Source organism: Mucilaginibacter sp. CSA2-8R, assembly GCF_038806765.1.
Lineage (GTDB): Bacteria > Bacteroidota > Bacteroidia > Sphingobacteriales > Sphingobacteriaceae > Mucilaginibacter.
In genome coordinates, this window is record NZ_CP152389.1 from 803908 (window position 1) to 826573 (window position 22666).

18 protein-coding genes are annotated in these 22666 nt (G+C 42.9%); 16 read left to right on the top strand and 2 right to left on the bottom strand.

Going from position 1 to position 22666, the window contains the following annotated elements; all coding sequences use genetic code 11:
* The first annotated feature begins 5 nt into the window (after positions 1-5).
* The gene (locus AAGR14_RS03480; protein WP_342647209.1) at positions 6-1871 is read left to right on the top strand and encodes a CocE/NonD family hydrolase; all 1866 of its coding nucleotides are present in this window, start codon (positions 6-8) and stop codon (positions 1869-1871) included.
* Positions 1872-2156: 285 nt separating this feature from the next.
* On the opposite strand, the gene AAGR14_RS03485 is transcribed toward AAGR14_RS03480, so the two are convergent.
* Complete coding sequence (locus AAGR14_RS03485) at positions 2157-2825, bottom strand: YceH family protein (protein ID WP_342647210.1); 669 nt, start codon at positions 2823-2825, stop codon at positions 2157-2159.
* A gap of 340 nt (positions 2826-3165) precedes the next feature.
* Between AAGR14_RS03485 and mraZ the strand changes: the two genes are divergently transcribed.
* The 15 genes from mraZ (at position 3166) to AAGR14_RS03560 (ending at position 21086) form a co-directional block, all read left to right on the top strand.
* Positions 3166-3630 carry a division/cell wall cluster transcriptional repressor MraZ gene (gene mraZ, locus AAGR14_RS03490; protein WP_342647211.1) on the top strand — a complete coding sequence of 155 codons (465 nt, stop codon included), beginning with the start codon at positions 3166-3168 and terminating at the stop codon, positions 3628-3630.
* Entirely contained in the window at positions 3623-4525 is a 903-nt protein-coding gene (gene rsmH / locus AAGR14_RS03495; protein ID WP_342647212.1) for a 16S rRNA (cytosine(1402)-N(4))-methyltransferase RsmH, read from the top strand. The genes mraZ and rsmH overlap by 8 nt, the downstream gene beginning before the upstream one ends.
* On the top strand, positions 4522-4926 hold the full coding sequence (locus tag AAGR14_RS03500) for an FtsL-like putative cell division protein (protein ID WP_342647213.1): 405 nt from the start codon (positions 4522-4524) through the stop codon (positions 4924-4926). Before rsmH ends, AAGR14_RS03500 begins: the two co-directional genes overlap by 4 nt.
* A complete protein-coding gene (locus AAGR14_RS03505; protein ID WP_342647214.1) occupies positions 4923-7016 on the top strand; it encodes a penicillin-binding protein in 2094 nt (697 codons plus the stop codon). The genes AAGR14_RS03500 and AAGR14_RS03505 overlap by 4 nt, the downstream gene beginning before the upstream one ends.
* A complete protein-coding gene (locus tag AAGR14_RS03510) occupies positions 7013-8473 on the top strand; it encodes a UDP-N-acetylmuramoyl-L-alanyl-D-glutamate--2,6-diaminopimelate ligase (protein WP_342647215.1) in 1461 nt (486 codons plus the stop codon). The genes AAGR14_RS03505 and AAGR14_RS03510 overlap by 4 nt, the downstream gene beginning before the upstream one ends.
* A gap of 24 nt (positions 8474-8497) precedes the next feature.
* Positions 8498-9739 (top strand): phospho-N-acetylmuramoyl-pentapeptide-transferase, encoded by a 1242-nt coding sequence (gene mraY, locus AAGR14_RS03515; protein ID WP_342647216.1) that lies wholly within the window; start codon positions 8498-8500, stop codon positions 9737-9739.
* Between the two features lie 53 nt (positions 9740-9792).
* Positions 9793-11181, top strand: a complete 1389-nt coding sequence (murD, locus tag AAGR14_RS03520) for a UDP-N-acetylmuramoyl-L-alanine--D-glutamate ligase (RefSeq protein ID WP_342647217.1) — start codon at positions 9793-9795, stop codon at positions 11179-11181.
* Positions 11182-11331: 150 nt separating this feature from the next.
* A complete protein-coding gene (locus tag AAGR14_RS03525; RefSeq protein WP_342647218.1) occupies positions 11332-12507 on the top strand; it encodes a putative peptidoglycan glycosyltransferase FtsW in 1176 nt (391 codons plus the stop codon).
* Positions 12508-12579: 72 nt separating this feature from the next.
* Entirely contained in the window at positions 12580-13734 is a 1155-nt protein-coding gene (murG, locus tag AAGR14_RS03530) for an undecaprenyldiphospho-muramoylpentapeptide beta-N-acetylglucosaminyltransferase (RefSeq protein WP_342647219.1), read from the top strand.
* A gap of 26 nt (positions 13735-13760) precedes the next feature.
* The gene (gene murC, locus AAGR14_RS03535; RefSeq protein ID WP_342647220.1) at positions 13761-15128 is read left to right on the top strand and encodes a UDP-N-acetylmuramate--L-alanine ligase; all 1368 of its coding nucleotides are present in this window, start codon (positions 13761-13763) and stop codon (positions 15126-15128) included.
* A complete protein-coding gene (locus AAGR14_RS03540; protein ID WP_342647221.1) occupies positions 15118-15996 on the top strand; it encodes a cell division protein FtsQ in 879 nt (292 codons plus the stop codon). Before murC ends, AAGR14_RS03540 begins: the two co-directional genes overlap by 11 nt.
* Positions 15997-16003: 7 nt before the next feature.
* Positions 16004-17347, top strand: coding sequence for a cell division protein FtsA (gene ftsA, locus AAGR14_RS03545; RefSeq protein WP_342647222.1), 1344 nt, complete (start codon positions 16004-16006; stop codon positions 17345-17347).
* A gap of 203 nt (positions 17348-17550) precedes the next feature.
* Positions 17551-19134, top strand: coding sequence for a cell division protein FtsZ (gene ftsZ / locus AAGR14_RS03550; RefSeq protein ID WP_342647223.1), 1584 nt, complete (start codon positions 17551-17553; stop codon positions 19132-19134).
* Positions 19135-19276: 142 nt separating this feature from the next.
* Positions 19277-20524: an aminotransferase class I/II-fold pyridoxal phosphate-dependent enzyme gene (locus tag AAGR14_RS03555; protein WP_342647224.1), complete on the top strand. Its 1248-nt coding sequence runs from the start codon at positions 19277-19279 to the stop codon at positions 20522-20524.
* Positions 20525-20903: 379 nt separating this feature from the next.
* Positions 20904-21086: a histone H1 gene (locus AAGR14_RS03560; protein ID WP_342647225.1), complete on the top strand. Its 183-nt coding sequence runs from the start codon at positions 20904-20906 to the stop codon at positions 21084-21086.
* A gap of 79 nt (positions 21087-21165) precedes the next feature.
* Here AAGR14_RS03560 and AAGR14_RS03565 read toward each other — a convergent pair whose 3' ends face one another.
* On the bottom strand, positions 21166-22650 hold the full coding sequence (locus AAGR14_RS03565) for a glycine--tRNA ligase (protein ID WP_342647226.1): 1485 nt from the start codon (positions 22648-22650) through the stop codon (positions 21166-21168).
* Positions 22651-22666: the final 16 nt, after the last annotated feature.

Genomic DNA, 22666 nt, shown 5'->3' on the forward strand with positions numbered 1-22666 from the left:
CCAGCATGAAAATTCTCTTATCTATTATTGGTGTTTTGGTTGCCTTTGCGGCGGTCGGGCAACCCGGCATCAGCGCTGCCGATGCAGCTTACGCAAAAGACCATTATACCAAATACGAATACCAAATACCTATGCGTGATGGTAAAAAACTGTTTACCTCGGTATATGTACCCAAAGACCAGTCTAAGAAATATCCGTTTATGATGGACCGTACCTGTTACAGCGTAGCACCTTATGGTCTCGATACTTATAAGCTCCGGTTAGGCCCGTCTGCACAGTTTATGCAGGATGGGTTTATTTTTGTTTACCAGGATGTACGTGGTCGTTGGATGAGCGAAGGGATGTACGAGGAGATGACACCCGAACTGGAAGTTCATAAAACTAATAAAGATGTTGACGAAGGCACAGATACTTACGACACCATTGACTGGCTGCTAAAAAACGTAGCCAATAATAATGGTAAGGTAGGAGTGTGGGGTATTTCTTATCCGGGCTTTTATACTACAACCGCATTACTAAGTCGGCACCCTGCTTTGGTAGCTGCTTCGCCGCAGGCCCCCATTGCAGATTTATGGCGCGATGACGGCTGGCACAACGGTGCCTTCTTTTTAGCGGCCAACTTTGGCTTTTATCCTGGTTTTACCAACCGGCAGGATGATAAGCCTACCCAGCGCCGCGGTGCCAGGTTTGATATTGGTACTGAGGATGGCTATGATTTTTTCATGAAAATGGGTTCAACGCGCAATACCAATGTGAAATACTTTAAGGATACCATCAGGCTTTGGAACGAAATGATGGATCATCCCGATTACGACCAGCATTGGAAAGACCGCAACGTATTGCCTCATCTGCACGACATTAAAACGGCTACACTGGTTACAGGCGGCTGGTACGATGCCGAAGATTTATATGGCGCCATTAATACCTACAAAACACTGGCCGCTAAAAACCCGAATACGCCGGTTTATTTTGCGATGGGACCGTGGGTACACGGTGGTTGGGCTGGTGGTTTAGGCGACCATTTGGGCGATGTGGACTTTGGCGGTGCAACTGCACCTTTTTACCGCGACAAAATTGAGTTTGCCTTTTTTAGTCATTACTTAAAAGGTACACCACTTGATTTGCCCAAAGTTTCTACTTTTGAGACCGGCACCAACCAATGGAAAAATTATAATATATGGCCGCCCGCGCCAGCAAAAGAGAAGAACCTGTATTTTTTGCCAGGTGGTAAGTTATCATTCGTGGCGCCATCTGCTGCAAAAGATACTTACACTGAGTTTGTGTCAGACCCCAATAAGCCGGTGCCTTACTATGCGAAAAAGACCAACGACATGGAGCGCGACTACATGACGGCCGATCAGCGTTTTGCGTCTGCTATGCCCGATGTAATTACTTATCAAACCGATGTGCTGACTGACGATGTTACCCTGGCCGGAAATATCTGGGCTAACCTAAAAGTATCAACCACCGGTACGGATGCCGACTGGGTGGTAAAAGTAATAGATGTTTATTCGGATACGGCTACGAACAATAAATTTACTACAGCAGGTGTGCAGATGGCCGGTTACCAGCAAATGGTACGCAGCGAAAGCATGCGGGGAAAATACCGTACCGGTTTTGATAAACCTACCGCTTTTGTACCCGGACAAGTAAGTCCGGTAAATTTTGAATTGCAGGATGTACTGCATACTTTCAAGAAAGGTCACCGGATAATGGTGCAGATACAAAGTACCTGGTTCCCTCTGATTGACCGTAACACGCAGCAATTTCAGGATATTATGAAAGCCAGGGATACCGACTTTAAAAAAGCGACCCACCGGGTGTATACCTCTAAACAGCATCCCAGCTTTTTAAAGGTGCGTGTGATGTAATAAAAAAGCCCGTTTGTTTATTGATAATTCAACAAACAAACGGGCACTTGCCAATACAAGATATATACTAATAGTATCTTTTGGTAAATAGCCCGGCAGTGGCTGGCGACCCTGCCGGGCAAATAAAGCCATCCATCAGCACATGTACATGCTTTTGGTTGGGTAACGTTTTTTACGTTAACAGCGCCAATTAGGTTGTGTTATTTTACAATTAGCTAAAGTTTAATAACATCTGCTTAAAAAAGCATAGTAATCAGGATAATATTTTACGTACAAGCCGCTTGGTTACCCTAATAATTCCTTCATTAATTTATCAAACTCCTGTCGCATAGCACTTAGATCCTCTTCAAGTTTGGCTACCCGTTGTTCTAATGCGGCAACATTACTGCCAGAGTTTGAAGAGGTATAATTAGTTTCGGTTTCATCATCCTCGGGGATATCCAGCGTTTCGCCCAGTAAATGCATATAACGGGCTTCTTTTTGTCCGCTGCGGCGTGGCAGTAAAGTTAAATAGGGTACATCACCACTGCTTAGCTTTTCCAGCGTTTGCTGCACGTCGTCCAGGGTTTCAAATTCGTATAATCTGCCCGAGTTGGTGTTTAATTCGCCCGGCGTTTGCGGGCCGCGCAACATCAGTAAGCAGATCAGTGCCACTTCGGCCGGAATCACCGGAAATACAATCGCAAAGTTGTGTTTATACTTCACTGTCCGGCTCGATCCTCCCGTAGCAGTTGATACCAGTCCTTTCTTTTTCAGGCTATCCAGTGCTTTAACCACCGTGTCATCATCATACTGTACTACCGGCCTGCGCGACGATTTTTGGTTGCAGGCAGCTGTCAGGCTGTTAATAGTCATGGGGTAATAGTCGGGCGTGGTGCGGCTCTTTTCCATTAAGGAGCCCAGTACGCGTATTTCTTCGGCCGAAAGTTTGGGCAGGCTTTGTGAGTAATCCATGCGCTAATATAAATAGGGTTACCATATTAATGTATACTATATGCTGGTAATTCTGGGTAAACTGGCGGTTATCTGCCGTATTGATAGTATCACTGTATCTAATTATCTCACTCTAAATAAATTAACCGTGCGAAATCTCATTGTTTGCAAGGTAATTCACTATTATTCATTAAATTTTACTAAAAGTAAATAGAGCTAAGTTGCTAAGCAGTAGCGTGTTTTGATTAAGTGGGAAGAAAGTTTTACACGTGTGGTGTTAATAACTTTTTAGTGGGAAAAAGTGGAGGAAAGTGGAAATTCTGTGTTACTTTTACATTCGAATTTTAGGATAGCTCTATACATGTCCCATTTTTTAGGTGAATTTGATTGTAAACTGGATGCCAAAGGGCGGATGATGATCCCGACGGGCCTCAAAAAGCAGCTTCCCGAAGCTGAGCGAGAGGGGCTTGTGATCAACCGTGGCTTTGAAAAGCACCTGGTAATCTATACCCGGAAAGAATGGGATAAGATAGTAGACGATTTGAGTAAGCTTAATCAATACGAAAAAAGGACACGCGAATTTATCCGCTACTTTACCCGTGGTGCATCAGAGCTATCGCTTGATGCTTCAAACAGGGTGCTGTTGCCTAAGGCTCTTTTAGAGTATGCAGGTATTAGTACAGATGTGGTGCTCTCGTGTCAATTTAATAAAATAGAGGTTTGGGATCAGGCGGCGTATGATGAGCAGATGGATAGCGCTCCCGAAAACTTTGCCAACCTGGCCGAAGAGGTAATGGGTGGTTTAGGAAGGAGGGGTGATGGGTAATTATCATCAGCCTGTAATGTTGCAGGAATGTATCGAAGCGCTTGATATTAAGCCCCATGGTACTTATGTAGATGTGACTTTTGGCGGTGGCGGCCATTCGCGCGAAATATTGAAGCATTTGGGTAGCAAGGGCAGGTTAATTGCCTTTGACCAGGATGTGGATGCGCAGCAAAATTTAATTAAAGATGATCGTTTTGAGTTTGTTGACCAGAACTTTCGTTATCTCAAAAATTTTTGCCGCTTGCATGGTGCAATCCCGGTAGATGGTATACTGGCTGATTTGGGGGTTTCTTCTTATCAGTTTGACCAGGCCGAGCGTGGTTTTTCTATCCGTTTTGATGCAGAACTGGATATGCGCATGAATCAGATGTCGGAGCTAAATGCCCGCCAGGTGGTTAACACTTACGGTGAGGCAGATTTGCATCGCATTTTTGGCATTTACGGCGAAATTCAGAATGCTAAATCGCTGGCTAAAACTATAGTTACCGGTCGCTTAAACGGCGAGATTGTAACTGTGGCCGATTTAAAAAACACTATTTCGGGTTTAATACCCCGGGGTAAAGAAAATAAGTACCTGGCGCAGGTTTTTCAGGCGCTGCGTATTGAGGTTAACCAGGAATTGGAAGTTTTAAAAGACTTTCTGTTGCAGTCGGCCGAGGTTTTAGGTGCCGGCGGCCGGTTGGTGGTGATGTCTTATCACTCGCTGGAAGACCGGTTGGTGAAAAATTTTATTGCCAAAGGGAAATTTAGCGGCGAAGTGGAGAAGGATTTTTTTGGTAACGATCAAAAGCCGCTGGATGCGGTAAGTCGGGGAGCGGTTACGGCCACTGCCGATGAGATAAAAGAAAATAACAGGGCGCGTAGTGCAAAATTAAGAATAGCTGTAAAAAAATGAGTAACCGTTTACGTACAGAAATTCAGGAAGAGGAAGTTGAGAAGGAGCTGCTGATAGAGGAGCGTCCGGTGCCTGATACGCCCGAAAATTTAGTAACTAATTTACTCAGGAGAGGTGTAGTGTCTACCGATGCGGTAACCCGTGCTTTGCCTTTTGTGTTTTATCTGGCTTTGTTGTGTATGGTGTATATCGCCAACCGTCATCAGGCAGAAAATAACATACGCAATATAGATAAACTGAGTAAAGAAGTAAAAGAGCTAAGTTGGGATTATAAAACTACGAAAGCTGATATGGCTTTTAAAAGCACACAAACTGAAGTGGCTAAACGGGTGGATACCCTGGGTATTACCGAACCTATGCAGCCGCCTCAAAAACTGGTAGATGCGGAGGTGGAGAAATGAATATCAGGACTAATATATTATTAAGGGTATACCTGGCATTCGGGCTTATTGTGCTATTGGCGGGTGCGGTATTTACCAAGCTTTGCTATTTGCAATTTGCGCAAGGTAAAAAGTGGAAGGCTATGGCAGATAGCTTATCTGTAAAGTATTTTAACGTTGACGCTGCCCGTGGTAATATTTTTGCTGTTGATGGCAGTTTGTTAGCTACTTCGGTGCCTGAGTATGAGCTGCATATGGACATGCTGGCTGGCGGTATTGCTGCCGACACTGTTTTTTATGATAAGGTTGACTCGCTGGCTGCAAAAATGTCACAATTTTTTGCCGATCGTTCTGCTCGCGAATATTCGATGATGCTGCGTGAGGCTCGTCGCGATAGTTCCAGGTATCAGTTAATCCGCCGCAAGGTGTCTTATCAGGATCTAAAAAAAATACGCCAGTTTCCCATTTTTAAATTGGGCAGGTACAAAGGCGGATTGATTGTAGTACAGCAGAATAAACGCATTTTGCCATTCCGTTCACTGGCTGCCCGTACCATTGGTTACAAAAACGCAAACGTTAAAAATCCGGTAGGCTTAGAGGGCGCTTATGCCGAATATATTGAGGGGCAAAGTGGCAAGCGTTTAATGCAACGCATTGCCGGTGGTGTTTGGATGCCGGTAAACCAGGACGATGAGATTGCACCCAAAGAGGGAGCTGACATTATTTCAACCATTGATGTAAACTTTCAGGATGTAGTGCAAAATGCGCTGCAAAAGCAAATGATTAAAAGTAACGCCGATCATGGTGCTGCTATTTTGATGGAAGTTAATACCGGTGAAATTCGTGCTGTAGCCAACTACAGCAAAGTTGCACCGGGCGAATACCAGGAAAAATTTAATTATGCTATTGCTGGCAATCAAGATCCGGGCTCAACGTTTAAAATTGCCTCTTACCTGGCATTGCTTGAGGATAAGCTGGTAGATACCAATACCATGGTAGGCACCGGTACGTATCCTATAAAAGGACATACCATTACAGATTCACACGGCAGTATTGGAGTGGTAACCGTAAAAAAGGCATTCGAAACCTCATCAAATGCTGCCGTTGCTTATTTAGTTGATAAAAATTACCACAACAATCAGTCTAAGTTTACCGACCATCTGTATGAGTGGGGGCTGAATGAAAAACTAAACCTTCAGATTCCGGGCGAGGCGCAGCCTGTGGTTAAAAGCCCTAAAAATAAAAGCTGGAATAAAAATATGTCATTGCCGCAAATGGCTTATGGTTACGAAATGCAGTTAACGCCGTTAAAAATGCTTTCGTTTTATAACGCCATTGCTAACAACGGTAAATACGTTGCCCCAATTTTTGTACGGGAGATCAGAAGATTAGGCAGCCCGGTTGAGCAATTTAAAGCGCGTGTTGTTAACGAGAAAATTTGCTCAGACGTCACTCTGAAAAAAATGCAGGAGATGATGGAAGGTGTAATTACTGAGGGTACAGGTAAAAAGATTGTTTATAACCCATTGTACCGTATTGCGGGTAAATCGGGTACAGCGCAGGTTGCCGATGCCAACAAAGGGTACAAGGCCAGGCGCCAGTACCAGGCATCGTTTGCCGGGTATTTTCCTGCTGATAAGCCTAAATATTCATTGATTGTGGTAGTGAATGATCCTAAAAACGGTTATTATGGTGCTGAGGTTGCCGGTCCGGTGTTTAGAGAAATTGCTGATAAGGTTTACTCGAGCGACCTGGAAATGCATCAAAATTTGCCATCGCACTATGTAGGCAATACGCAATTGCCTCAGGTTAAAACGGGCAATATGAAGGCCTTACAGCAAGTATACCACAAGTTGGGTGTTAAGCCGCTGTTTGCTGCCAATGCACCGCGCTCTGCCGATACCAGCAATGGTATTGCACCGCAGGAAATTAAGTACAAAAAAGGTACCGTACCATCCGTAACCGGCATGACACTGAGTGATGCTTTATACGTGTTGGGTAATGCCGGATATAAAACGACAGTACGCGGTAGTGGTGTGGTAGCAAGTCAGTCGGTAACAGGTGGCAGCATCATTCCGAAGGGGGCCAAAATAACTTTAGAATTACAATGAGATTTTTAAGCGATATACTCGAGGGCCTGGCCTTTACCGAACTTCAGGGCGCTGCCGATGTGGAGATCACTAACGTGGTGTTCGACTCGCGCAAAGTAGTGCCGGGATCGCTTTTTGTGGCCGTGCGCGGTACTGCTGTTGATGGGCATGATTATATTGAGCAAGCTGTAAAGGATGGTGCTGTTGTTATTGTTTGCGAAGATTTACCTGGCCACACTGCCGACGAAGCTGATTACTTAATGGTAGCAAACTCAGCTGCTGCATTGGCTATGCTGGCGTCTAATTTTTACGATAACCCGTCGGCAAAATTAAAGCTGGTTGGGGTAACCGGTACTAACGGTAAAACCACAACGGCTACATTGCTGTATCAACTGTTCCGAGATTTAGGGTATAAATGTGGTTTGCTATCAACGGTAGAAAATCAAATTAACGGTAAGGTAGTTCCATCAACCCATACCACGCCCGATCCGGTTGCTCTAAATGCGTTGCTTGACCAAATGTTAGCGTCGGGTTGCGATTACTGCTTTATGGAAGTAAGCTCGCACGCAGTTGCCCAGCACCGGGTTGATGGCTTAACGTTTGCCGGTGGCATATTTTCGAACCTGACACATGATCATCTCGATTACCATAAAACCTTCGACGCTTACTTAAAAGCTAAAAAAGGATTTTTTGATATGCTGCCTAAAAGGGCATTTGCCCTTACTAATGCCGATGACAAAAACGGCAATGTGATGCTGCAAAATACCAAAGCCACTAAAAAAACTTACGGCCTGAAAAATATGGCCGATTTTAAGGTTAAAATACTGGAGAATCAGTTTGGCGGCTTACTGCTTAATGTAGATGGCGATGAAGTTTGGTTTAAAATGGTAGGCAGCTTTAACGCCTACAACTTACTGGCTGTGTATGCAACGGCTGTGTTATTAGGCCAGGAAAAGCATAAAGTGCTAACCAGCCTAAGCAAACTGCAAGGTGCTGAAGGTCGGTTTGACTATATGATATCGCCAAACAGGATTATAGGCATTGTAGATTATGCCCATACACCGGATGCCGTGCAAAATGTACTTAGTACGGTGCATGACATTCGTAAAGGTAACGAAAAAGTGATTACTGTAATTGGCTGCGGCGGCGACCGCGACAAAACCAAGCGCCCGGTGATGGCTAAAACTGCTTGTGACTGGAGCGACAAGGTAATCCTGACATCTGATAATCCACGTTCGGAAGATCCGGCACAGATCATTCGTGATATGGAAACCGGAGTTGATCCATCGAACCAGCGCAAAACCATCAGTATTGTTGACCGTCGTGAGGCTATTAAAACCGCAGTGCACCTGGCCCAACCCGGCGACATTATTGTTTTGGCCGGCAAGGGGCACGAAAAATACCAGGAAATTAATGGCGTAAAAAACCATTTTGACGATAAAGAAGAACTGTTAAACGCATTTAGTTCATTAAGCTAAGTAAACAACCCACTTAAAAATATCATGCTCTATTACCTGTTTAGTTATTTGGATCGCAATTACGATATTCCTGGTGCAGGGGTATTTCAGTATTTGACGTTCCGTATGGCTATGGCAGTTATCGTGTCACTGGTAGTAACTACAGTTTGGGGGCGCCGGCTAATCGATTATATACGTTTTAAGCAGGTGGGCGAAACTGTACGTAATCTTGGTTTAGAGGGCCAGATGCAAAAAGCCGGTACACCAACAATGGGTGGTATTATCATCTTATTAGGTATTCTGTTGCCAACGCTGCTGTTTGCCAAGTTAGACAACATCTACATTATTTTGATGCTGGTAACCACGGTTTGGTTAGGTGCAATTGGCTTTTTAGATGATTACATTAAAGTATTTAAAAAGAACAAAGAAGGTTTAGCAGGCAGGTTCAAAATTACTGGTCAGGTAAGCTTAGCGGTAATCATCGGTTGGACCATGTACTTTAACCATGACATTACCATGCGCCAGGAAGTAAAACTTCCGGTAAAGTATGATGCTCCGGTTAATTATCACTTAAAAAACAAAGTTCCGGTTTACACGCAGGATATTAAGTCTACCAAAACGACCGTGCCGTTTTACAAAAACAACGAGTTTGACTATGGTAAGGTACTTAAATTTTTAGGTGCCGGTTCAGAGCGCTATGCTTTGGTGGTTTTCATGTTCTTCGTGATTATGATTATCACCTTTATTTCTAACGGCGCCAATATTACTGATGGTATTGATGGTCTGGCAACAGGAACGTCGGCGATCATAGGCATTACATTAGCTATATTGGCTTACGTATCGGGTAACGTTATTGTAGCCGATTACCTGAATATCATGTATCTGCCTAATTCGGGCGAGCTGGTAATCTTTGCCGGGGCTTTCGTAGGTGCTTGTGTAGGGTTTTTGTGGTATAACTCTTTCCCGGCACAGGTATTTATGGGCGATACCGGTAGCTTAGCTATTGGTGGCATTATTGCTGTATTTGCCATCCTTATACGCAAGGAACTGCTGTTGCCATTGCTTTGCGGCATTTTTGTGGTAGAGAATGCTTCGGTAATTATCCAGGTAGGCTGGTTCAAGTTTACCAAAAAACGATTCGGCGAAGGCCGTCGTGTGTTCCTGATGGCGCCGTTGCATCACCATTATCAAAAGAAAGGATTTCACGAAGCCAAAATTGTAACCCGGTTTTGGATTATCTGTATCCTGTTGGCCATTATAACGATTATCACTTTGAAATTGAGATAACCCCTCAGCCCCTGAAGGGGGAGTAGAAGAATAAATATTAGAAAAAAAAATTAATGAACGAAACAAACAACATATCTGCTGCTAAACTCCCCCTTCAGGGGGCTGGGGGGCGTTTGGTTGTGCTTGGTGCGGGCGAAAGCGGTGCCGGTGCAGCTTACCTGGCTCAACAGCAGGGGTATGATGTGTTTGTTTCTGATTTTGGCATAATTGCCGACAAGTATAAAACTCAGCTACAGGCCTGGGGTATCCGCTTTGAAGAAAAACAGCACACCGAAGCCGAAATTTTCCAGGCGGTAGAGGTAATCAAAAGTCCGGGTATCCCTGAAAAGGCACCCGTTATTAAAGCATTGCGCAAACTTAATATTCCTGTGATTTCGGAGATTGAGTTTGCCGGCCGTTACACCAAAGCCAACATTATTGGTATTACAGGCTCTAACGGTAAAACAACCACCACCAGCCTTACCTATCATATCCTTAAAAATGCAGGATTGAATGTGGGGTTAGCCGGTAATATTGGTAAAAGCTTTGCTTACCAGGTGGCTACCGAAAACTTTGACCATTATGTACTGGAGCTAAGTAGCTTCATGCTGGATGATATGTACCAGTTTAGGGTAAACGTTGCCGTGTTGCTTAACATTACGCCCGACCATTTGGACCGGTACGACTATAAAATGCAAAACTACGCCGACAGCAAGTTTCGCATTGTGCAGAATCAAACTGCCGCAGATTATTTTATTTACTGTGCCGACGATGCCGAAACGCAAAAGGGTATGGCGTCACGCAGTTTCGCAGCTCAGTTGCTGCCATTTTCCATCAGCAAAACACTACCGTTGGGAGCCTATCTCGACCATGAAAAACTAATTATAAATACACCAAACAACCATCTCGAAATGACTATCACCAAATTAGCCTTACAGGGTAAGCACAACATCTACAATTCAATGGCGTCCGGAATTGTGTCGAAAGTATTGGAATTGCGGAATGAAAATATCCGTGAGAGCATGGGCGACTTTAAAAGCGTGCCGCACCGTTTGGAGCATGTAGCCGACATTTCGGGTATCAGGTTTATCAACGACTCTAAAGCAACCAACGTAAACTCTACCTGGTATGCATTAGAGAGTATGCCTGATAGTAAAGTGGTGTTGATTTTAGGTGGTGTAGATAAGGGCAACGATTATAACGAATTAACTGGCCTGATTAAAAACAAAGTGAAAGCTATTGTATGTCTGGGTACCAGCAACCAACGCATTCATGAGGCATTTGCTGACGAGGTGAAAACTATCGTTGATACTACATCAGCTAAAGATGCTGTGGCGGCGGCCTACAAACTGGCTGTTAAAGGCGATACTGTGTTGTTATCACCAGCATGTGCCAGCTTTGATTTATTTAAAAATTACGAAGAGCGCGGCGACCAGTTTAAAGCGGCCGTAATGGAGCTTTAGTTACTGTTTGTTGATTGTGTTCTGGTTGTAGATAGTAAACTATCAAACAACGATACGGGTATACAGGCAGAAGGATAATAGGGGAAAGAAGCGATTGGGCAGATCAAAGCTGGCTTAATCAAACAATATCAGTGTAATCAGAAATAAGCGATGCAACGAATTTTAAGTAAAACCAAAGGCGACCGGTGGATATGGTTGATTGTGATTGTGCTGTCGGTAATATCATTACTGGCCGTATACAGCTCAACCGGAACGCTGGCATATAAACGAGGAGTAGCTACTGAGTCTATTTTGCTTAAACACCTGTTTATGATGATTGGTGGTGGTATACTCATGTACATTTCGCACAAACTCGACTATCGTTATTATGCTGGTATATCAAAAATGTTGATGGTAATTGCTATACCGCTGTTATTATATACGCTGCTGTTTGGAAGTCATATTAATGGAGCTAGTCGGTGGATAGCTATTCCTGGAACCGGGTTGGGGTTTCAAACATCTGATATTGCTAAAATTGCGCTTATTACCTATTTAGCGCGTACGTTATCTCGTAAGCAAGAAAACATCAAAGATGTAAAGCAATCATTTCTGCCTATTATGGGGGCGGTTTGCGTAGTGTTCTTTTTAATTATGTGGGCTAATATGTCTACTGCATTAATGCTGTTTGGGGTAAGTATTTTACTGTTGATTATTGGCCGTATTAGTGTAAAACAAATAGCCGTTACCTGCCTAGCCGGTGCAGTGCTGGTTGCGATAGTTGTGTTTTTGGGGCCGCGCCGTCACTTGTATATGACACGTATAGATACTTTTTTACATCCGGAAAAGGTGAGTTCGGATAAAAAGTTTCAGGGCGATCATGCCAAAATTGCGATTGCTACAGGTGGTTTGTTTGGTAAAGGTCCTGGTAACAGTACCGAACGCAATTTTTTGCCCGAGGCATTTTCAGATGAAATTTATGCCATTATAGTAGAAGAATATGGTTTAATGGGTGGTTTATTTATTATATGTATTTACCTGTTCCTGTTATATCGATGTATAAAAATTGTAGCTAAAGCACCCAAGGCCTTCGGTGCATTACTGGCCGCAGGTTTGAGTTTTAGCTTAACTATACAGGCTTTCGCCAATATGGCGGTAGCAGTAGGCCTAGGCCCGGTAACGGGTGTGCCGCTGCCTTTAGTAAGTATGGGTGGTACATCCATTTTATTCACCAGCATAGCTTTCGGTATTATCCTGTCCGTTAGTCGTCATATCGACGAAAACGAGGCGAACAAAAGTAAAGAAGCTAATAAGAAAGTAGTAGTAGGGCAGATTTTGGAAGTGGCGTAAGCTTAGAACCACGAGCAAAGAACTAAGAGCCAAGGGTCAAGAAAAAATCAAGAATAAAGTAGTAAATAAGTAATGTCAGTCAATCAGGAAAATACCACCGTTCCAACTCGCCCTTTAGGGGGCAGGGGGCCTCGCATCATCATCAGTGGTGGGGGTACCGGCGGGCATATTTTTCCGGCGGTGGCTATCGCCAATGCTTTAAAAAAAATAAATCCCGCAACCGAAATTTTGTTTGTGGGTGCTAACGGCCGCATGGAGATGGAAAAAGTTCCGGCGGCAGGTTATAAAATTATAGGTTTAGATATTCAGGGCATACAGCGCAAGGCAGTTTGGAAAAATGTAATGTTCCCGATAAAACTGATTACAAGTATAAGTAAGGCAGCATCAATAATTAAAAACTTTAAACCTGATGCCGCCGTTGGTGTTGGTGGTTATGCATCCGGACCATTATTATACGCCGCCTCGTTAAAAGGGGTGCCAACGCTTATTCAGGAGCAAAACTCTTATGCGGGTATTACCAACAAGTGGTTGAGTAAAAAAGCAAGAAAAATTTGTGTTGCTTTTGATGGCATGGATCAGTTTTTTCCTGTCGAAAAAATCATCAAAACCGGAAACCCGGTTAGGCGTCAATCCGTAGATACCGCAGGTAAACAGCAAGAGGCACTTGCGGCGTTTAAGCTGTCGGCAAATAAGAGAACTATACTGGTGACCGGCGGTAGCCTGGGCGCGCGTACACTGAACCACAGCCTGCTGGCCGATTTGGATAAGCTCATTGCTGCTGATGTGCAATTAATCTGGCAAACTGGTAAAGTATACTATAAAGGCATTATTGAAAAGTTGGGCGAAAATTATCATCCCAATATCTGCATACTGGAGTTTTTAAACCGTATGGATCTTGCTTATGCAGCGGCCGACCTTATTATTTCGCGTGCTGGTGCAGGTACTATAGCGGAGTTGTGCATTGTAGGCAAACCAGTAATACTGGTACCATCGCCCAACGTAGCCGAAGATCATCAGACTAAAAATGCCATGGCTTTGGTGCAAACAGATGCAGCATTGTTTGTGGCCGACCGCGATGCCGAGGTGAAACTTATTCCGCAGGCTTTGCAGCTATTACAGGATAATGCCCGCCAACAAACGTTGGGCAAAAATATCAGTAAACTGGCTTTGCCAAACGCCGATGAGGTAATAGCACAACATGTGCTAAGCTTAATTAACGGTAAATAAATTAAAACAGAACAGAAGATTATATAATGTTAGAACTGGGTAACATAAAGCAAGTGTATTTGATTGGAATTGGCGGTATAGGCATGAGTGGCCTGGCCCGTTATTTCAATCATTTGGGCTGTTTAGTATGCGGTTACGACAAAACTTCAACACCATTAACCGATACGTTAGTGCACGAAGGCATCGCTGTTATTTTTGAGGATGATAGTAGTCTGATACCATCAGATTTTACAAAGCCTGACGATGCTACCTTGGTTATCTATACACCGGCTGTTCCTAACAACTCTGTTATTCTTCATTTTTTCAGGCAGGCAAGGTTTGATTTATACAAGCGGTCGCAGGTGTTAGGCATCATTAGCAAAGGTATGTTTACCGTAGCGGTAGCCGGTACACACGGCAAAACCACTACATCCAGCCTTATTGCTCATCTGTTAACCGAAGCAGGCAAAAGCTGCAGTGCATTTTTAGGAGGTATTGCTACTAATTTTGAGAGTAACGTAGTATACGGAAACTCAAATCTTATGGTAGTGGAGGCCGATGAATATGATCGTTCGTTTTTGACATTACACCCAGACATTGCGGTAATTACATCAATGGACGCCGATCATTTGGATATTTACGGCGACCATGAAAATCTGGCCGATTCGTTCAGGATGTTTGCTTCGCAGATTAAAAGCGGAGGGCAGCTGATTGCCAAGCAAGGCTTGCCTTTAAAGCATCAGTTTATCAGCTATACCATTGGTGCAGAAGCAGCTGATGCCGTTGGGCATAACATCAGGGTAGAGAGTGGCAGCTTTTATTTTGATTTTGTAAGTGGTGATATCACTATTACAGATATTAAGCTGGGTTTACCCGGCTTGCATAATATAGAAAATGCCGTAGCTGCTATTCAGGTAGCATTGTACATGAATATTGACACGGAGATTATTAAAGCAGCGCTGGCATCTTTTAAGGGCGTAAAGCGCCGGTTTGAGTATGTGGTAAAAACAGAACGTCATATTTATATTGATGATTATGCACATCATCCCGAAGAGTTAAAAGCCTGCATTAGTTCGGTAAAACGGCTTTATCCTAACGTTAAGTTAACGGCAGTTTTTCAGCCGCATTTATATACCCGTACACGCGACTTTGCCGACGGTTTTGCCGAGGCCCTGGATATGGCCGACGAGTTGCTGATGCTGGATGTTTATCCGGCCCGCGAATTGCCCATTGCCGGCATTGATGCGAGCACTATATTAGATAAAATGCAGTTGCAACAAAAACAGTTTTTAGGAAAAGCAGAAGTAGTAGCTTATGTAAGGCAGCAGCGGCCTCAATTATTGTTAACAGTAGGTGCAGGAGATATTGATCAGTTGGTTGAACCATTAAAACGAGCTTTAGAAGATGTGGCGTAACATAGCTTGGAAAAAAGTTGCTATAGGTTTTGGCTGGCTCGCAAGCCTGGCTGGCTTAGCGGTGCTCATGAGCTTCATTGAACTTAAAAAAGCCGGCGTAGTATGTACAGGTGTTAAAGTTTATATACCCGGCAACGAATATTTTATTGACCGAAAAGAGGTTGACCGCATTTTGCAGCTAAGCAGCTACTCTTTGGTGGGCCGCAAAATGGAAGGTATTAATATTCATAACCTTGAAAAAAAGCTGCAGGCTAATCCTTACATCGCATCGGCTAAGGTTTATGCTGATATGGATGGTTTAATTAGGGTCGAAATTACGCAACGTCATCCGGTACTTAGAGTAATGAACCGTTTTGATCAGGATTTTTATGTTGATGAACACGGCTTTAAAATACCATTGTCGCAAAACTTTACCGCACCTGTGCTGGCGGCCAACGGTTACATTGATGAGCTTTTTGCCAATCGTATTGACACCTTGCATACCGGTTTAGCTAAAGAGATTTTTAAAACGGTACAGTTTATAAAAAAAGATACGTTGTGGAACGCACAGATCGGGCAGATATATGTTAATGAAGCGCACGAAATAGAGTTAGTACCGCGTGTTGGTAATCACAAAATACTGTTAGGTAACGCCGACTCGCTGAGTACCAAATTTCATAACCTAGAGATATTTTATAAACAAGCCTTGCCTCAGGTAGGTTGGGACAAATACCGGATGATTAACATCAAGTATGCCAACCAGGTGGTAGGAATAAAAACAGATAGTGTGATGGCCGATAGTGCAGCTAAACGCCGGATAGCAACTATTAAAAAAGATACAGCAATAATTAAACAAAACTCAATAAAAGATACAACATCCCAATTATAAGTTATTTATGGAAAAGAGCATATCGCAAGAAAAGAGTTCGCCTATCGTAGTAGGACTCGACATTGGTACAACAAAGATTTGCGTAATTGTAGGCCGCAGAAGCAAGAATGGAAAGATAGAGGTACTTGGAATTGGTAAGGCCGAGTCGGCAGGCGTTACCCGTGGGATGGTATCAAACATTGACAAAACAGTACAAGGTATAAATCAGGCAGTTGACGTAGCCGGTTCACAATCAAACGTTGAGATACGTATAGTAAACGTGGGTATTGCCGGTCAGCATATTAAGAGCTTACAGCACCGCGGTTTAATTACCCGCCGTGATTTAAACTCTGAGATTGGCCGCAAGGATATTGATAAACTGATTGAGGATATGTATAACCTGGTGATGCCGCCGGGAGAGGAGATTATTCATGTATTACCGCAGGAGTTTACGGTAGATAACGAGCCTGGAATCAAAGATCCGATTGGGATGTCGGGGGTAAGGCTTGAAGCTAATTTCCATATTATATCAGGTCAGGTTACTGCAATCAAAAATATCGTGAAGTGTGTAGCTAAGGCCGAGCTGGAAAGCCAGGAACTGATTCTGGAGCCATTAGCTTCGTCTGAGTCTGTACTAAGCGAAGAAGAGAAAGAAGCTGGTGTTGTGTTGGTAGATATTGGTGGTGGTACAACCGACGTGGCTATTTTTCATGAGGGTATCATCCGTCATACCGCTGTAATTCCGTTTGGTGGTAACAGCATCACCGAAGACATCCGCGAAGGATGCTCGGTAATGCGCAATATTGCCGAACAGTTAAAAGTAAGATTTGGCTCGGCACTGGCTGACGAGAATAAGGAGAACGAGATTGTATGTGTACCTGGTTTACGTGGCCGCGAAGCCAAAGAAATTTCGGTAAAAAACCTGGCCTACATTATTCAAGCCCGTATTGAGGAAATTATTGAACACGTTTACTACGAAATCAAATCATCCGGATACGAGAAAAAATTGATTGCTGGTATAGTAATCACCGGTGGTGGTGCTCAGTTAAAACATTTAACTCAGTTAGTGGAGTATGTTACCGGGTTAGATTGCCGTATTGGCTACCCCAACGAGCATCTGGCTAAAAATGAGGTACTGCCAAAAGCTACTTATGAAGAATTGCAGAGCCCAACTTTTGCTACAGGTATAGGCTTGTTAATTAAGGGTATTCAAAAAATGGAATACAATAACCAAACGCTAAATCAGTCGGAACCCAAAGCACAAAAGGCCAAATATACCGACGAGCGTAAGTTTGGATTATTAGGCAAAATCTTAGAAACCGGCAAAAAATTTATTAAAGACGATATCAAAGACGAAGACTTTTTAAAGTAGTAGTAATTGATCAAATCAAAATATAATTAGAAAACGGTAGAGGCAATATTTACTAATAAGATAAGTTTTAAAACAAAACATTAAAGGAAATAGCGGGCTGAAAAATGTTAATTTTTCTAAAAATATTCCCTTAAAAAAGTCTTATTATTACATACTAAAATAAAAAGTATCCATCGATTCACATATCCCTGAAAATAAGTATCATGCAGTTTGAGATGTTAAAAGAAAAGTCGTCGATCATCAAAGTAGTTGGTGTTGGCGGCGGTGGCGGTAACGCGGTGAACCATATGTACAAGCAAGGTATAACCGGGGTTGACTTCATTATTTGCAACACAGATGCGCAGGCACTCGAGTTAAGCCCTATACCTAATAAGGTACAATTAGGCGCCAGCTTAACCGAAGGGATGGGAGCTGGTTCGATACCCGAGGTTGGTAAAAACTCGGCAATCGAAAATATCGAGGATGTGAAACAAATGCTGGGCAGCAACACCAAAATGTTGTTTATTACTGCTGGTATGGGTGGTGGTACCGGTACAGGTGCAAGCCCTATTATTGCCAAAGCAGCCCGCGAAATGGATATCTTGACTGTAGGTATTGTAACTACTCCTTTTTCTTTTGAAGGCAAGCGCCGTAAAATGCAGGCCGAAGAAGGTTTAGAGGAACTGAAAAAGTATGTGGATTCTTTTCTGGTAATTTCTAATGATAAAATGCGTCAGATCTTTGGTAACCTTACCTTAGGTTCAGCATTTGCTCAGGCCGATGATATTTTAACTACTGCAGCAAAAGGGATAGCTGAAATTATTACTCATCCGGGCTATATCAACGTCGACTTTAAAGACGTTCGTACCGTGATGAAAGATAGTGGTGTAGCCATCATGGGTAGCTATTCTGCCGATGGTGACAACCGTGCTTCGCGTGCGGTAGAAGGCGCACTGTCTTCTCCGTTATTGAAAGATAACCAAATTGAAGGTGCCCGTTACATCCTGTTAAACATCAGTTCGGGCAGCGACCAGGAGGTTACTATGGATGAAGTAAGCATCATTACTGATTACATTCAGGAAGAAGCCGGCTTAGCTGCCGACCTGATCTGGGGTAACTGTATCGACGAATCTTTGGGTAACAAGATATCGGTAACCATTATAGCTACAGGTTTCCAAACTAAAGATGAGCGCGAGAAGGAAGTTAGCAATAAGAAAGTTGTTTCTATGCTGATGCCCGAAAATACACCATTAGTAAAACCGGTTAATGAATTTATCAAACCATCGGTTAAAGAAGAGCCTGCGGCTAAGGTGGTAACCTCACAGCAAAAGCAAAATGGCTTATTCGATTTGCTGGCCCATGGCGAGCAAGAAGCTAAGGTGGTGCGTCATAACCTGATGGATGAGGAGCCGGAAACAGCTTCTGAATCAGAACCTGACGATTTGGTTTATAAGGTTACTGATAGCGTAATGAATTTTGAGCCTGTTAACGAACCTGCACCTGTACAACAGCCTCAGCCACAACCTGAGCCTGTAAGTGCCGACGAAAGCAAGACTAACGAATCTATTGAGGAGCAGTTACGCAAATCGCGTGAACGCATTATGCGTTTAAAAGATCTGAGCATGAAATTGCGTAACGGCAACATCCAGGAACTGGAAAACGTACCTGCTTACAAGCGTAAAGAAATTTCGTTACAACAGACTCCAGCATCTAACGAAAGCCAGATTTCAAAGTTTTCATTGTCCGAAAACGATGGTAATCCAGAGATCCGAAAAAACAATTCGTTTCTGCACGATAACGTAGACTAATTGTAAAATATTGATAAAAAGGGTTTTGTGTAAATATGCACAAAGCCCTTTTTTCGTTATAAGCTATTATAAAAAGTTATAACCATTGTTTGCCTTTTTATATTCTGTTATATTTGTACGGATATTATAGATTAAGATTACATTGGATTTATTTGACAAAATATCAAAGAACCTTGGTGGCCCCATCGGTCAGCACCAAAAATGGTCACATGGTTATTTTTCATTTCCAAAGCTGGAAGGGGAGATATCTGCACATATGATGTTTAATGGCAAAGAACATTTAGTTTGGAGCCTTAATAACTATTTAGGATTAGCCAATCATCCCGAGGTGCGCCAAGCCGATGCGCAAGCCGCTGCTGATTATGGGATGGCATACCCTATGGGTGCCCGCATGATGTCGGGTAATACCAAGCAGCACGAAGCTTTGGAGAAAGGCCTGGCTGAGTTTGTGGGTATGGAAGATGCTTTTCTGCTAAATTACGGTTACCAGGGTATGGTATCAATTGTTGATACACTGGTTGACCGTAACGATGTAATTGTTTATGATGCCGAGTCTCATGCCTGTATTATTGATGGCGTGCGCCTGCACATGGGTAAGCGTTTTGTTTACCAGCATAATGACATGGCCAGTTTTGAAAAACAACTGGAGCGGGCTACCAAGCTTACTGACCAAAGTGGTGGTGGCATCCTGGTAATTACTGAAGGTGTTTTTGGTATGTCGGGTGCACAAGGTAAACTGAAAGAGATTGTAGCGCTTAAACAAAAATATAACTTCCGCTTGTTGATTGATGATGCTCATGGCTTTGGTACTATGGGTAAAACCGGTGCTGGCACGCACGAAGAGCAGGATTGTATTGAGGATATTGATGTATACTTTGGTACGTTTGCAAAATCAATGGCGGGCATAGGTGCGTTTGTTGCAGCTAAAAAAGATATTGTTGCCTTTTTACGTTATAATATGCGTTCTCAAACATTTGCAAAGGCTTTGCCTATGCCAATGGTAATTGGTTTGCAAAAACGTTTTGAATTGCTTAAATCAAAACCCGAACTGCGTGAAAAGCTCTGGACTGTTGCCCGCACTTTGCAAAACGGCTTAAGGGAACGTGGATTTGATATTGGTATCACTAATACCATGGTAACTCCTGTATTTTTAAAAGGAGATTTGTTTGAGGCTACCAGCCTTACCCGCGACTTGCGTGAAAACTATGGTATCTTCTGTTCGATCGTGGTATATCCGGTAATCCCGAAAGGGTTAATCATTTTGCGATTAATTCCAACTGCTACACACAGCCTGGAAGATGTTCAACGTACACTGGATGCTTACAGTGAAGTAGCCCTGAAGCTAAAAGAGGGTTACTACAAAGAAGATAAAGCAGCAGTTTTAGCTTAATTACATATCAGGATCTGCCTAAAACAAAAAATCTTCTGTACTTAAGTACAGAAGATTTTTTGTTTTAAGTACATATGCTTTGGGCATTTTTGGTGTGTCGAGAGACCCTAATTTATACTCAATCATCGTAAAAAAGCAATTTTACAATATTGGGCCATGGTAACCGGTACTAAAATAAATGAGCATTTGTTAACAAACTTTAATTAATTGACTGCAAATGCTGTTATTATTTAATTAAAGTAAGTACTTACGTTATAAAGTGCCAAATTAGCCTCTAAACGCACTTTTTACCTAACAAATTTTTTTTTATTTGAAAAAACGCTTTAGATTAGCCTGAATTAAAACAATAAACCTCAGTTTTTTAAAAGGAGTATTTACAATGGAAAAATTTACACAAGTAAAGGAACTTATTGCATCTTTAGAAGGTGACGCCGACAAATTCTACAACAAAGGCAACAGTGCTGCAGGTACTCGTGTACGTAAAGGTATGCAAGACCTGAAAAATCTAGCACAAGCTATTCGTTTAGAAGTTCAGGAGTCTAAAAACAAAGAAGAAAAATAAGCGGTAATCTTTACTTAGTAATGCTATAAAAAAAGCCAGTATGCAAATACCGGCTTTTTTTATGTTGTAAAAATTATACTTATTTATTCAGCACGTTTTTCCAGCTCACCAAATTGCCTATAATTTTTTCTAACTGGTCGGCAGGTACACGCTCTTGTGCCATGGTATCACGATGGCGGATGGTAACAGTATTATCCTCCAGTGTTTGATGGTCTACTGTAATACAGAAAGGTGTGCCAATGGCATCCTGGCGGCGGTAACGTTTGCCAATAGCATCTTTTTCTTCGTATTGTAAATTAAAATCTGCTTTTAAGCTATCCATAATTTCGCGGGCTTTTTCGGGTAGGCCGTCTTTCTTAGTAAGCGGAAAGATGGCAGCCTTTACCGGTGCCAGGCAAGGGTGCAGGCGTAATACCGTACGGCTGTCTTGCTTCTCTGCAGTACTTAAATCTTCTTCCTCGAAGGCATTAATCAGCGTTAATAAAAACATCCGGTCTAAACCTATTGAGGTTTCAATAACGTAAGGGATGTAGTTACCGTAAGGTTTGTTAGTGTCCGGATCAACCTCGGGGTCAAAATACTGCATTTTTTTACCCGAAAATTCTTGGTGCTGGCTCAGGTCAAAGTTGGTACGGCTATGTATACCTTCAACTTCTTTAAATCCGAACGGAAATTCAAATTCAATATCATAAGCGGCATCTGCATAATGAGCCAGTTTAGCATGTTCGTGGTAACGGTATTTTTCGGGAGCGGTACCCAAAGCCAGGTGCCACTTTAAGCGGGCTTCTTTCCATTTATCAAACCACTCGCGCTGTGTGCCAGGTCTTACAAAAAACTGCATTTCCATTTGTTCAAACTCGCGCATGCGGATAATAAACTGCCGTGCAATAACCTCATTACGGAAAGCCTTACCTATTTGGGCAATACCAAACGGAATTTTCATCCGGCCTGATTTCTGCACGTTCAGGTAATTTACAAATATACCTTGCGCAGTTTCGGGGCGCAGGTAAATTTTGTCGGCATCATCAGCTACGGCCCCCATTTGGGTGCTAAACATAAGGTTAAATTGGCGTACCTCGGTCCAGTTGCGGGTACCACTAATAGGACAGGCAATTTCGTGCTCCACAATCAAATCGCGCAAGCGGTTTAGGTCGTCAGCATTCAACGCATTGTTCAGTTCCAGTTGCAACTGTTCTGCCTTATCCGTTTTGCCATCTTTATCGTAACGGGCTATCCTGTCTTCCAATAATTGGTCGGCGCGGTAGCGTTTTTTCGAATCCTTGTTGTCAATCATCGGGTCATTAAAACCTCCCACGTGACCGCTGGCTTCCCAAATTCTGGGGTGCATAAATATGGCCGAGTCAATACCCACGATGTTATCGTTTAACTGCACCATACTTTTCCACCAGTAGGCTTTCAGGTTATTTTTCAGCTCTGCGCCGTTTTGGCCGTAGTCATAAACAGCACTTAAACCATCATAAATTTCGCTGGAAGGGAATACAAAACCATACTCCTTGGCATGGGCAATTACATTCTTAAACAGTTCGTCGGTATTTTTACTCATAACGAGTCAAAGATAT